Annotated in this window: 14 protein-coding genes; all 14 read left to right on the top strand. The window is 42.6% G+C overall.

The genetic code is table 11. From position 1 onward, the window contains the following. The first annotated feature begins 77 nt into the window (after nt 1-77). The 14 genes from RIL182_RS08375 to RIL182_RS08435 all read left to right on the top strand — a co-directional run bounded on the left by RIL182_RS08375 (nt 78) and on the right by RIL182_RS08435 (nt 13902). Nucleotides 78-665, top strand: coding sequence for a zinc dependent phospholipase C family protein (locus tag RIL182_RS08375; RefSeq protein ID WP_006856136.1), 588 nt, complete (start codon nt 78-80; stop codon nt 663-665). A 181-nt stretch (nt 666-846) separates the two neighbouring features. Then, a complete protein-coding gene (locus RIL182_RS08380) occupies nt 847-1014 on the top strand; it encodes a Spo0E family sporulation regulatory protein-aspartic acid phosphatase (protein WP_006856135.1) in 168 nt (55 codons plus the stop codon). A 149-nt stretch (nt 1015-1163) separates the two neighbouring features. Further along, on the top strand, nt 1164-1331 hold the full coding sequence (locus RIL182_RS21210; protein ID WP_006856134.1) for a hypothetical protein: 168 nt from the start codon (nt 1164-1166) through the stop codon (nt 1329-1331). Beyond that, nucleotides 1283-1717 (top strand): division/cell wall cluster transcriptional repressor MraZ, encoded by a 435-nt coding sequence (gene mraZ / locus RIL182_RS08385; protein ID WP_006856133.1) that lies wholly within the window; start codon nt 1283-1285, stop codon nt 1715-1717. Before RIL182_RS21210 ends, mraZ begins: the two co-directional genes overlap by 49 nt. A gap of 11 nt (nt 1718-1728) precedes the next feature. Then, the gene (gene rsmH / locus RIL182_RS08390) at nt 1729-2667 is read left to right on the top strand and encodes a 16S rRNA (cytosine(1402)-N(4))-methyltransferase RsmH (protein ID WP_022112887.1); all 939 of its coding nucleotides are present in this window, start codon (nt 1729-1731) and stop codon (nt 2665-2667) included. Between the two features lie 17 nt (nt 2668-2684). Further along, nucleotides 2685-3188 (top strand): hypothetical protein, encoded by a 504-nt coding sequence (locus tag RIL182_RS08395; protein ID WP_006856131.1) that lies wholly within the window; start codon nt 2685-2687, stop codon nt 3186-3188. Between the two features lie 36 nt (nt 3189-3224). Then, nucleotides 3225-5276: a peptidoglycan D,D-transpeptidase FtsI family protein gene (locus RIL182_RS08400; RefSeq protein ID WP_006856130.1), complete on the top strand. Its 2052-nt coding sequence runs from the start codon at nt 3225-3227 to the stop codon at nt 5274-5276. A gap of 79 nt (nt 5277-5355) precedes the next feature. Continuing rightward, nucleotides 5356-7083, top strand: a complete 1728-nt coding sequence (locus tag RIL182_RS08405; RefSeq protein ID WP_242655493.1) for a peptidoglycan D,D-transpeptidase FtsI family protein — start codon at nt 5356-5358, stop codon at nt 7081-7083. Between the two features lie 55 nt (nt 7084-7138). Further along, a complete protein-coding gene (gene mraY, locus RIL182_RS08410; RefSeq protein WP_006856128.1) occupies nt 7139-8092 on the top strand; it encodes a phospho-N-acetylmuramoyl-pentapeptide-transferase in 954 nt (317 codons plus the stop codon). 125 nt (nt 8093-8217) lie between these two features. Then, nucleotides 8218-9582, top strand: a complete 1365-nt coding sequence (murD, locus tag RIL182_RS08415; RefSeq protein WP_006856127.1) for a UDP-N-acetylmuramoyl-L-alanine--D-glutamate ligase — start codon at nt 8218-8220, stop codon at nt 9580-9582. A gap of 50 nt (nt 9583-9632) precedes the next feature. Continuing rightward, complete coding sequence (locus RIL182_RS08420; protein WP_006856126.1) at nt 9633-10751, top strand: FtsW/RodA/SpoVE family cell cycle protein; 1119 nt, start codon at nt 9633-9635, stop codon at nt 10749-10751. A 2-nt stretch (nt 10752-10753) separates the two neighbouring features. After that, nucleotides 10754-11509 (top strand): cell division protein FtsQ/DivIB, encoded by a 756-nt coding sequence (locus RIL182_RS08425; RefSeq protein WP_006856125.1) that lies wholly within the window; start codon nt 10754-10756, stop codon nt 11507-11509. A 116-nt stretch (nt 11510-11625) separates the two neighbouring features. Further along, entirely contained in the window at nt 11626-12822 is a 1197-nt protein-coding gene (gene ftsZ, locus RIL182_RS08430) for a cell division protein FtsZ (protein ID WP_006856124.1), read from the top strand. A gap of 270 nt (nt 12823-13092) precedes the next feature. Continuing rightward, the gene (locus RIL182_RS08435; protein ID WP_330368905.1) at nt 13093-13902 is read left to right on the top strand and encodes a sigma-E processing peptidase SpoIIGA; all 810 of its coding nucleotides are present in this window, start codon (nt 13093-13095) and stop codon (nt 13900-13902) included. Nucleotides 13903-13912: the final 10 nt, after the last annotated feature.

The raw sequence follows: 13912 nt of genomic DNA on the forward strand, positions 1-13912 counted from the left end.
TTATAATGCGAATAGAAAATAAGTCATAGAATACATTTCTGAGTGTCAGGAATGCATAAGAATGGGAGGCTTTTAGAATGAGAAAAAAATCTCATATTTCGCTTGCAAGATATATCGTAAACAGTCTGGATGACAAAGAGTTAAAAAAACACAGGTTTTCATTTTATATCGGAAGCGTTCTTCCGGATATCAAGCCTTCTTTTATTTACAAAAGACATGAGATCAATGGAACCTTTCCTTATGTAAAAAAACATATTGCCCGGCTGTCGGAAGGGCAGAAGGTCATGAATAAAAAGAACAGAAAATACTATAGAGATTTAGGACAGGTCAGTCATTATCTGGCAGATTATTTTACATTTCCACACAACAAAATATATCCGGGAGGATTTAAGGATCACTGCTCCTATGAGGAAAGACTGAAACGCGATTTGAGATCCTATATCAAAAGCGGAGAGGCTGAGAGGCAGCATATTTCCGGCGGACATTTTGTGGATGCGAAAGCACTCTGCGATTATATCCAGAAAGCGCATGATGATTATATTGAACGAAAACATGATGTCGCAGATGATATCACGCATATTGTTGAGGTAAATCGCAGGGCAATTGAGGGAATGATAGAAGTTCTTGCGAGAAAGAGCGAAAATCACCGTCTGAAACACTCATAATAAGGGAAAACATGGCATCTGGTGTCGAAAAATGGTGAGAAGTGGCATGCTGTTTTGATTGATTTTTGCATGATTTAGGAGTAATATGTAAATATCAACGAAAACAGTATCATAAGTACTATAAAACGCCAGCAACGCGATGAAAGTGGCATAGGAATCTTGGCAGTCAAGGAGGATTCATATGAACAGAATCGAAGAAATTCAAAGAGAAATTGAGTCTGTCCGGTCAGAACTCAATGAATCATTTTTACAGAACGATGAATTCGAGGAATACTATCGAAAGAGTACGGAACTGGATAAACTGATCGAAGAATACTTAGAGAGAAAACAGCAGGTACAGATGAGCTGACAGACAGGCGAACAGGAAAAATATTATTTTAAGAACGATAGGACAAAGGTACTACCGTTCTTTTTTTGTGCAACAAATTAGTAACATTACCGCAAAAAGCCGTTGGAAAATCAAGGAAATTCTTGATTTTTTCTTAAGAGTGGTTTAAGATGTATATAAATGTGGAGGAAAGTGGTACAAAATGGTGTGAAGTGGTAGATGAGATCCTGTTTGGTGGAAGATCAGATCTTTCGGATTTTAGTTCCACTGAAAGGCAGGTGTTTGTGTTATGTTCATGGGAGAATACAATCACACAGTGGATCCAAAAGGCAGACTGATTATCCCTGCAAAGTTCAGAGAACAGCTTGGCGATGAATTTGTAGTGACAAAGGGATTGGATGGATGCCTGTTTGTGTATACGAAAGAAGAATGGCACAACATCGAGGAAAAGTTCCGGGGGATTTCCATGACCTCTAAGGACGCCAGAAAGTTTTCACGTTTTTTCTTCGCAGGAGCAGCGGCATTAGAACTGGACAAGCAGGGAAGAATTTTACTTCCTCCGGTTTTAAGAGAGTATGCTGATTTACAAAAAGATGTCGTCTTAGTCGGCGTGTTGAGCCGTGTGGAGATTTGGGATAAAGGCAGATGGTTAGAAAATACCTATGACGAGGATGAGATGGATGGCATCGCAGAACATATGGCAGAGTTGGGATTTAGCATTTAGAGGTGAGGGCAGTGGAATTTCATCATTATTCTGTATTATTGAATGAAACAATTGAAAATTTAAATATCAGACCGGATGGAATCTATGTGGACGGAACCTTAGGCGGTGGCGGACATTCTTACCAGATATTAAAGCGTCTGGGAGAGAATGGAAGACTGATCGGAATCGATCAGGATGCAGATGCGATTCAGGCGGCAGGCGAACGCCTTGCAGAGTTTGGAAACAAAGCTACACTGATCCGCAGCAATTATGCCAATATGAAAGAAGAACTGCATGCGATCGGAGTGAACGGGGTAGATGGCATAGTGCTTGATCTTGGTGTTTCTTCTTTTCAGTTGGATACACCGGAACGTGGATTCACCTACCGTGAACCGGATGCACCGCTTGATATGCGTATGGATGACAGACAGAGCCAGACAGCGAAAGATATCGTCAATGGCTACAGTGAAATGGACTTATACCGTATTATCCGTGATTACGGGGAAGATAAATTTGCAAAAAATATTGCAAAACATATCGTAAAAGAACGACAGAAGAAAACGATCGAGACAGCGGGAGAATTGACAGATATTATACGCGCAGCCATTCCAATGAAAGTACAGGTGACCGGGGGCCATCCGGCAAAGCGTACATTTCAGGCGATCCGCATCGAGTTAAACCATGAGCTTGAAGTGCTCAGTGATCACTTAGACGAGATGATCGATCTGTTGAATCCGGGTGGAAGAATCTGTATTATCACATTCCATTCATTAGAAGACCGGATCGTAAAATCTAATTTCAAGAGAAATGAGAATCCATGTACCTGCCCGAGTGATTTCCCGGTGTGTGTTTGTGGAAAAGTGTCAAAAGGAAAAGTGATTACAAGAAAACCGATCCTTCCATCGGAGAAGGAACTGGAAGAAAATTCGAGATCAAAGAGTGCGAAACTTCGGGTGTTTGAGAGAAGATAAAGCAGGGAGGAATTAACATGAAGAATCAGACAGAGAGGAGAGCTTCCGAAAGAAATTACTATGTGGATGGCAATACAGTGCGCCGCATGGAAGCAGTGCCTGATTACCGAAGAGAAAGACGGGAAAGAGAAGAGAGAGAACGGGAAGAACAGCTGCGCAGAAGAAAACGCCAGGTAAGAAGAAATCAGGAACGCCAGCTTCGGATGAGCAAGAGGTATGTGGTATTCCTTACAATGGCAGTGACAGTGTTTGGCGTGTTTGCAGGTACTTACATAAAAATACAGTCTGATATGACGGCAAGAATGAATACGATCAGCAGCTTAGAAAGCCAGATCGCTGATTTAAAGGCGGACAATGATGAGGCATATAAGAGAATCCGTATGTCTGTAGATCTTGACAGTGTCAGAGAAAAGGCACTCAATGAGCTTGGAATGTCATACGCAAAAGAATCCCAGATTATCTATTATACTGTTGACAATGATGATTTTATGAATCAGTACAGTGAGATACCGCAGAAATAGCAGAGAGATACTGACATAAGAAATGCAGGGGTAAGGATGGCAGCAAAGAAAAGAAGAAAACCATGGTTGAAATTTCCAAAACGCATGCAGAAAAAACTGATCGTTATGTTCAGTGCGATCGCAGTTTTGCTGACAGGCCTGATTGGAAGACTTATGTATATTGAATATACCAGTGGTGATAAATATGAGAAAATTGTTTTATCACAGCAGGAATATGACAGTCAGACCATTCCGTATCAGAGAGGCGATATTGTGGACAGCAAGGGCACGGTACTTGCAACCAGTATCGCCGTTTATAATGTCATTTTAGACTGTTCCGTCATGACAAGCAAAGATGAGTATATTGAGCCTACCATTCAGGCACTTGCAAGTTGTTTTGAGGACTTAGACAGCAATACACTGTATGGCTATGCAAAAGATCAGAAAGACAGCCGCTATATTGTATTGAAGAAAAAAGCTTCCTATGAGGAAATACAGCCGTTTGTTGAGATGCAGGAGGCTGTTGATGAAAAAGGAAAAAAGGTGAATCCTGACATCAAGGGTGTCTGGTTTGAAAAAGAATACCAGAGAGAGTATCCTTATGGTGCGCTGGGAAGTTCTATTGTAGGATTTACGGCTTCCGGTAACGTTGGAGTGAACGGTCTCGAACAGTATTACAACGAGACATTAAACGGTGTGGATGGCAGGGAATACGGGTATTTAAACACAGATAATAACTTTGAAAAAACCATCAAGGCCGCAAAAAACGGTAACACGGTGGTATCTACGATCGATTCTCATATCCAGTCTGTAGTGGAACAGAAAATTGCGGATTTTAACGAGGCCTATACCGGAAATTTCCGCGAGGATGAGCCGGGAGCGAGTCATGTTGGTGTGTTGATCATGAACCCGAATAACGGGGATGTTCTTGCCATGGCAAATTATCCCAATTATGATCTGAGTAATCCGAGGGATCTTTCGGCGTATTATACGCAGGAGGAGATTGATGCGATGGATGAAGATGCACAGATGGATGCGTTAAACCAGCTCTGGCAGAATTTCTGCACCACATATACCTATGAGCCCGGATCTACTGCAAAACCGTTTACAGTAGCAGCCGGACTTGAAACGGGAAAAGTTTCAACAGGAGACAGTTTTTACTGTGATGGATATGAGCATGTGGGAGGACATGATATTCACTGTGTAAACAGAAGTGGACACGGAATGGAAACGCTTGAACAGACGCTTATGAATTCCTGCAATGATGCGATGATGCAGATATCCTACCGTCTGGGAAGTGATATTTTTACAAAATATCAGCAGATCTTCGGATTTGGGCAGCGGACAGGAATTGACCTTCCGGGAGAAGCGCGAACAGACTCTTTGATCTATACGGCGGATAATATGGGACCGGTCGATCTTGCAACGAATGCGTTTGGACAGAATTTTAATACGACGATGATACAGCTTGCAACGGCGTATTGTTCCCTGGTCAATGGGGGAAGCCTTTATCAGCCGCATGTGGTAAAACGGATCACAGATGAAAGTGGAAACACGATCAGCGAAGTGACGCCGACTCTTCTGAGGGAAACGGTATCGAAGTCAACGAGCGATGCTTTAAAACAGTATATGTATTCTACGGTTACAGGCGGTACTGCGGTAACTGCAAAAGTGGATGGATATTCCATGGGAGGAAAAACAGGTACTGCGCAGAAAGCGGGACGTGACGGGGTGAACTATCTGGTTTCATTTATTGGATTTGCGCCGGTCGAGGATCCGCAGCTTGTCATTTACTGTGTTGTGGATGAACCGAATGTCGCAGAACAGTTCCACAGTACTTATGCACAGAATATTGTAAGAGAGATCTTAGAGGAAGTTCTTCCTTATATGAATATATACCGGGATGAAGATACTACCGGTATTCATGAAGGCTGGGGAATCAAGGGGGAAGATGAAGGAGATGTCGGTGATGTGACGGCAGCGGATGTTGCGAATTCTACTGCCGAGGAGAGTCTGGATGTGCCGGATACGACGGATGAACTGCCGGAAAATACCGGGGAACAGCCTGCCGAAGATATTGATCCGGGATCAGATGAAGGACAGCAGTAGGGAAAAGTATAAAACAAAACACATAACCTCACAAAAGTAAGAATAAAATGCTATGAAAACTTTTGTGAGGTTTTTGTATATGCAGCAGGAACTTCCTTTCTATAGAAGTAAGACATTTCATCGTAAAAAAATCATGGTGATGTTTACAGCCGTGTTCCTGGCACTTTTATTTTTGATGGGGAGGCTGGTGTATCTTATGGTGTTCTGTTCGGAATATTATGGACAGAAAGCACAGAACCTCCATGAGAGGGAACGTGATATTAAGGCGGCAAGAGGAAAAATTTTAGATGCAAACGGAATGGTGCTTGCCACGAACAAATCAGTCTGCACCATATCGGTTATACACAGCCAGATTGAAGATGAGGAGGCAGTCGTAAAAGCATTGGTAAAAGAACTTGGACTGTCGGAGGAGGCGGTGCGAAAAAGAGTGGGAAAGGTAAGCTCCATCGAACGTGTAAAGACGAACGTGCCCAAAGAGACAGGGGATAAGATACGGGCATACAAACTTGCAGGGATCAAAGTCGATGAAGATTATAAGAGATATTATCCGTATGATACACTTGCATCGAAAGTATTAGGATTTACAGGTGGTGATAATCAGGGGATCGTCGGACTTGAAGTAAAATATGATTCCTATCTTCAGGGAACGAACGGGAAAATACTCACGCTTACCGATGCGCGGGGAATTGAGATTGAAAATGCCGGTGAGACGCGGCTTGAGCCGGTCAATGGATACGACCTTAACATCTCCATGGATTATAACATCCAGTTATATTGTGAGCAGGCGGCTGAGAAAACCTATATCAAAAAGGATGCAAAGTATGTGTCTGTGATTGTGATGAACCCGTCAAATGGAGAAATTTTTGCGATGGTAAATTATCCCGAATTTCATCTGAATGATCCGTTTACACTGACGGAAGAGGTAAATGTCCCGGCAGAGAAGAAACAGGATCTTTTAAATCAGATGTGGAGAAACCAGTGTATCAGCGATACTTATGAACCAGGTTCAACATTTAAAATCATCACAGCGGCAGCAGCTTTAGAACAGGGTGTTGTGAAACTGACAGATAATTTCTACTGTCCCGGATATAAGCTGGTGGAGGATCGGCGTATCCGGTGTGCAAAAACAACCGGGCATGGAGCGGAAACATTTGAAACGGGGATTATGAACTCATGCAATCCTGTTTTTATTGAGCTTGGGGAAAGACTTGGAGTTGAAAATTTTTATAAATATTTCAGCCAGTTTGGACTGCTCTCGAAAACAAATGTGGATCTGCCCGGCGAAGCTGCAACGATCATGCATAAAAAAGAAAATGTCGGTCCGGTAGAACTTGCGACTATATCGTTTGGGCAGTCATTTCAGATTACACCGATGCAGCTTGTGACCACGGTTTCTTCTATTATCAATGGAGGACACCGTATCACACCGCATTTTGGAGTAAAGATCACCGGGGAAGGAGGAAAAGAAGTGGAAACGCTGCGGTATGAGACGAAAAATGATATCTGCACAAAAGAAACATCGGAAACGATGCGATATCTTTTGGAGAGGGTTGTCTCCGATGGCAGTGGAAAAAATGCAAAAATAGAAGGGTTTTCCATCGGTGGAAAAACTGCTACGTCACAGACACTTCCGAGAAGTGACCATAAATATATCTCGTCGTTTCTCGGGTTTGCCCCGGCGGATGATCCGAAAGTACTGGTGCTTGTTGTGATCAACGATCCGAAAGGAACTTATTATGGTGGTCAGATCGCGGCACCTGTTGCCAAAGAAATTATGGAAAACATTTTACCGTATCTTGCGAAATGATGAAAAATGACGTATACTATTGTGTTGTTAAAAAAGTACATGAGGTGTAAATAATATGACATATGAAATTGTAATACCAGTAATTATCGCATTTGCGATCAGTGCACTGTTAGGCCCTGTAGTGATTCCGTTTCTGAGAAAACTAAAGGTAGGCCAGACCGAACGAAAAGAACTTGAATCTCATTTAAAGAAAAATGGAACACCGACGATGGGGGGAATTATGATTCTTGCAAGTATCATCATAACATCCCTGTTTTATGTAAAAGATTATCCGAAGATTATTCCGATCCTCTTTATGACAGTCGGATTTGGTGTGATCGGATTTTTGGATGATTATTTAAAAGTAGTATTGCGCCGCTCTGACGGACTGCTTGCGTGGCAGAAGATGATTCTTCAGATCATTGTCACAGGTGTATTTGCTGTATATATGGTCAAATATTCCGGTGTGGCGCTTACCATGCTGATTCCGTTCTCCGGAGGAAAGTATTTAGACCTTGGATGGCTGGCAATCCCGGTCCTCTTTTTTGCAGTGGTCGGCACTGTAAACGGAACAAACTTTACCGACGGACTGGATGGATTGGCATCGAGTGTTACGATCATGGTTGCGACTTTCTTTTCCGTTGTAGCGATCGGAACAAATGCAGGGATTGCGCCGATCACCTGTGCGGTTGTGGGTGCACTGCTTGGATTTTTACTATTTAATGTATATCCGGCAAGCGTTTTTATGGGAGATACCGGATCTCTGGCACTGGGTGGCTTTGTAGTGTCGACAGCATATATGATGCAGATGCCGCTTTTTATACTGATCGTTGGACTGATTTACCTCGTGGAGGTTCTGTCTGTTATCATTCAGGTCACTTATTTTAAGAAAACAGGCGGAAAACGTATTTTCCGTATGGCTCCGATCCATCACCATTTTGAACTTGGCGGATGGTCAGAGACAAGGGTCGTTGCGGTATTTTCAATCACGACAGCAATCTTATGCCTGATTGCTTTACTGGCGATGTAAAAGACGGCATGCAGTCTGTGGCTGCAGGTTTACCCGTGGATAGAAGTCTATGACTGAAAACAATAGAATGCACGCTCCGCGAACATTCTATTGTCATGAATTAGATATATGGAATGGAGTAATGCATGGATCTGACAGGAAAACAGGTATTGGTGGCAGGACTTGGAAAAAGCGGGATTGCTGCCGGAGCGTTACTAAAGAAAATGGGCTGTATGGTCTGCCTGTTTGACGGAAATGAAAAATTCGACCGCAGTGCATGGGAAAAAACATATCCTGTATTTTCGGATTGCCCGTTGTGGATTGGAGAACTGCCGGATGCGGCAGTACAGGCGATGGAACTTGCAGTGGTAAGTCCCGGAATACCGCTTGATACGCCGGCGATATTAAAATTACAGGCTGCGGGAGTGCCGGTCGTAGGAGAAGCGGAACTTGCGTACCGGTTTGAAAAAGGGCGCGTTGCAGCGATCACGGGTACAAATGGTAAGACAACAACGACAACACTGGTGGGAGAAATCTTAAAAAAATGTTATCCGGAAGTCTTTGTGGCTGGAAATATTGGTATTCCTTATACTTCAATTGTGGAGAAAACCACAGAGCAGACCGTCACAGTGACAGAGATCAGTAGTTTCCAGTTAGAAACGATGGAAACATTTCATCCGTCTGTTTCTGCAATTTTAAATATTACGCCGGATCATCTTGACAGACATCACACGATGGAGGCGTATATCCGTGCAAAGGAGGGCATTACAAAGTGTCAGACAAAGGAAGATACCTGTGTGCTCAACTATGAGGATGAAATACTTCGGAAATTTGCCGAAACATTAAAAGTAAACGTTTTGTTTTTCAGCAGTAAAAGACCATTGGAAGAGGGAATTTATCTGCAGGAAAATACGATCTGGATCGCTGGAAAAGAAACAGAACGGCAGCGCCTGATTGATGTCGGTGAATTAAAACTTCTGGGCATACATAATTATGAAAATGTTATGGCGGCTTCCGGCACTGCACTTTGTATGGGAGCACCGATAGATGTTGTGCAGCGTGTACTAAAAGAGTTTTGGGGTGTAAAACACCGCATTGAGTTTGTGAGAGATCTGCATGGTGTTTTGTACTATAACGATTCTAAGGCGACAAATCCGGATGCGGCAATCCGCGGGATCGGTTCAATGAATCGTAAGACACTGCTGATCGGCGGCGGTTATGATAAAAATCTTGAATTTGATGCGTGGATTGAGAGCTTTGATGGGAAAGTAAAATGTCTATTACTGATCGGACAGACAAAAGATAAGATCGCAGTCTGCGCAAGGAAACATGGTTTTGAGAATATTGTATGCTGTGATACATTAAATGAAGCGGTAAATATCTGTTATAGGCTGGCAAAGCCCGGGGAAGCAGTATTGCTTTCACCGGCATGTGCGAGCTGGGGAGATTTTAAGGATTATACACAGCGGGGAGAACTGTTCCGGCAATATGTCATGGAACTGCCGGAATAAAACGGTTGTGGGGCTTGATCAGACAGGTTTTGTGTAAATGAGGAAAAATTATGGCAAGAAGACGGAAAAATGAAAAAAGACAAAAATCGATCCGGTATTTTGATTACAGCCTGTTATTTCTGATTATATTTTTGTTATGTTTCGGACTGATTATGTTATATAGTACCAGTTCCTACTATGGCTCAACAAGATTTAACGATGCAGCATATTATGTAAAAAGACAAATGTATGCAAGTGCACTTGGAATAGTGGCAATGCTTTTTATTTCAAGAATCCCATATAAGTTCTGGATGCAGCTTTCAACGCTTGCGTATTTTGTGGCGCTGGTACTTTGTACAGCGGTTATTTTTGTCGGAACAAGTGCAAAGGGACAGTCGAGATGGCTCAGGATCGGACCGATCCAGTTCCAGCCATCTGAGATCGCAAAAATTGCGGTTATCATTTTCCTTGCGACGATCATCTATAAAACGCCTAAACGCATTGGGGAAATTATGAGTCTGCTTAAGATCATGCTTTTGATTTCACCGGTTTTGGCAGTGGTTGCGTATAATAACTTAAGTACGGCAATCATTATCCTTGGAATTGCTGTCTGTATGTTATTTGTTGCGAGTCCGAAATATTTACAGTTTATTTTAATGGGAATAGGAGTATGCCTTTTTGGTGCTCTGTTTATTCTGCTGGCGTCTTACCGTGCGGAACGTGTTATGATCTGGCTGCACCCTGAGGATTATGAAAAAGGGTATCAGACGCTGCAGGGATTATATGCGATCGGTTCGGGAGGCCTTTTCGGAAAAGGGTTAGGAGAGAGTATGCAGAAACTGGGATTTATCCCGGAGGCACAAAATGATATGATCTTTTCGGTTATCTGTGAAGAACTTGGACTTTTTGGTGCAGTCTGTCTGATACTTTTGTATCTGCTTATTATCTGGCGTCTGATGATCATTGCAAACAATGCATCCGATCTGTATGGCGCATTGATCGTAGTTGGTATTATGGCACATTTGTCCATTCAGGTACTGCTTAATATTGCGGTTGTAACAAATACAATACCGAATACGGGAGTATCACTGCCGTTTATCAGTTATGGAGGAACATCCATATCGATTTTGCTGGCTGAGATGGGGCTGGCACTTTCTGTATCGAGGGGAATTAAATTAGAGGTTGCCTGATTATGAGGATCAAAGAACAGAGAAAAAGAAAAAAAAGAAGAAGAATCGGGATCTGTATCTTTCTGGTAGTTCTGATGTTGTTTGCACTTGCGGCACTTATTGTGGTAAAGGTATTTACAGTCCAGAATGTAGTTGTGGAAGGAAACAGTCTTTATTCTGCCGACCAGATCAAAAATATGGTGCTGGACGATGATTATTCGTGGAACAGTCTGTATGTAGATCTGAAATACCGGTTTGTGGATGTCGGGGAAGTACCGTTTGTGGATACGATGGAAATTTCGCTGGATGATCCGCATACATTGCGGATTTCGGTTACAGAAAAAGGTATTCTGGGCAGTTTTTATATTGATACGCTTGGACAATATGCGTACTTTGATAAAGACGGATTTGTTGTGGAAACTTCGTCGGATGTAATCGAAGGAGTGCCAAAGATCACGGGAGTTACCTGTGATAGTGTGGTTTTATACGAAAAACTGCCGCTTGAGGATACAAAACTGCTGAGAAATCTGTTGACACTGACACAACTACTGAAAAAATATGAACTTGAACCGGAAGAAATCCACTATGACAGTGCAATGCAGCCACAGCTCACTTACGGAACGATTGCGGTCAATGTTGGTTCAGAAGATTATCTGACACAGAAAATTGCGAGACTTTCCGCAATTATGCCACAGTTGTCGGGACTCTCCGGTATACTGCATTTAGAGACATGGACGCCGGATACGACAGATATTGTGTTTGACCGTGCAGATTTGTAAAAAAAAAGTGTAATCTTTTTTGAAAAATCAGTTGATTAATTGTAAGAAAAATTATATTATAGATTATATGAGTTTTTTAGCTGTAATTTTTTAAGCTAAATGAAGGAGGAACTACCTTGCTGGAGATTAAGACAACAGAAGCGGATACCAGTGCAAAGATCATCGTGATCGGAGTAGGAGGAGCTGGTAATAATGCTGTAAATAGAATGATTGATGAGAGTATCGGGGGAGTCGAGTTTATCGGAGTAAATACAGATAAACAGGCGTTGGCACTCTGTAAAGCACCGACACTGATCCAGATCGGTGAAAAGCTGACAAAAGGACTTGGAGCAGGAGCACAGCCGGAAATCGGTCAGAAAGCCGCTGAGGAAAGCATGGAAGAATTATCTGCAGCAGTGAAGGGCGCGGATATGGTTTTCGTAACCTGTGGTATGGGTGGCGGAACCGGAACAGGTGCAGCACCGGTTGTTGCAAAGATTGCAAAAGAGCAGGGAATCTTAACGGTCGGCGTTGTGACAAAACCATTCAAATTTGAAGCAAAACAGCGTATGTTAAATGCACTTTCCGGTATTGACCGTTTAAAAGAGAGCGTTGATACACTGATCGTGATCCCGAATGATAAGCTTCTGGAGATCGTTGACAGACGTACGACCATGCCGGATGCCTTAAAGAAGGCAGATGAAGTGTTACAGCAGGCTGTTCAGGGAATTACAGACCTTATCAATCTGCCGGCACTGATCAATCTTGACTTTGCTGATGTTTCCACTGTCATGAAGGACAAGGGTATGGCACATATCGGTATCGGTAATGCCAAGGGAGATGACAAAGCAATCGAAGCTGTCAAACTTGCAGTTGCGAGTCCGCTGTTAGAGACCACGATCAATGGTGCATCCCATGTTATTATCAATATTTCCGGTGATATTTCCCTGATGGATGCGAACGATGCAGCAAGCTATGTTCAGGATCTTGCAGGTGATAATGCAAACATTATTTTTGGTGCGAAGTATGATGAGTCTATGACAGATGAAGCTACGATCACAGTTATCGCAACAGGACTTGAGAATGCGGCAGCACCGAAGAGCAAGATTATGCCGGATCTCCGCTATGGAAATACAACAAACGTTACAAGACCGGTTGGAACACCTGGCATCAACAGACAGGCGGCAAATCTTGGTGCAAGTGTACAGGCACATACGCAGACACAGACGGCTGCACCATCATTTTCTGGTATTCAGAGACCGCGTCAGCCTGAGAGCACAGTACAGCCAATGGATATTAAAATTCCGGATTTCCTTAAAAATTCAAGAAAATAATATCTGAGATAAAATATTAGAAAACATAACAACAGATATGCCTGCAAAGTACGCGGGCTGCAGCAGCAGTTTATACATCTGAAAAGAGATTTATGTGTTTGAAGAGAAAACACATAAATCTCTTTTTATATATAGAAAAGAACAACGCTTGTCGAAAATAAGGGATGATTTGCGGGATTTGGAGTACCTGTTTTGACAAAAAGTAAAGTTGTACTGTTTTATAATAACAGTAAAGATACGAAAGAGTCTGGAGAAAAGGGGTGAGACGAGATCTATGTATTTTATGCAGATGTGTTCCTGCTTGAAAATCTGTTTATGGACTATATGGCAATACTTGGATGCAACTGCCTGCTGAAACGGAGGATACATCCCGGGCGGCTGTTTGCGGTATCGCTGATGTTTTCGCTGATTCATCTGTTTCTGGTGTGCTTTATCAATAACAGGATCCTGTATTTTTTGATCGCACATTTTGTTTTAAACACAGGGATGGTATTTTTTTGTTTTGGTTGGGAAGGAAAATGCAGTTATTTAGAAAACTGGGTTGTGACCTATTTTATGTGCGTGATACAGGGAGGTGCGCTTGAGTGGCTCTTAGAACAGCATATATTTTCGCAAAATGAAATTTTACAGATGCTTGTTGCGGCAGCGGTAGTTGTTACGGCAGTGATCTGTTTTGGTGAAAGGCGCGTTTATGGAAATCATATATATCCTGCAGAGTTAAAAAAAGGAGAAAGGCATATCAGGCTGCGTGCATACTGGGATAGCGGGAATCAGCTGACGGATCCGTACACAGGACAGGAGATCAGTATTCTATCGGGATCTGTGGCGGAAAAATTCTTTACAAAAGAAAAGGATCTGGTTCGTTTTGTGCCATATCGGTCACTGGGGGAAAAGGATGGACTGATCGCGGTAACAAATGTGGATGAAATGACTGTTTTTCAGGGAAAACGTGCGGTAAAAATCCCACATGCAGCGATTGGAACCGCAGATAAGATGCTGTTTGACGGTAAGGAATATGAAATGCTCTTAAATGCTTCGAGCATTATGCCACAGGGCGGCAAGACAGAAAATAAGAATTAAGGTGGAATTG

The sequence above is a fragment of the Roseburia intestinalis L1-82 genome (genome assembly GCF_900537995.1).
In the GTDB taxonomy this organism is placed as follows: Bacteria; Bacillota; Clostridia; order Lachnospirales; family Lachnospiraceae; genus Roseburia; species Roseburia intestinalis.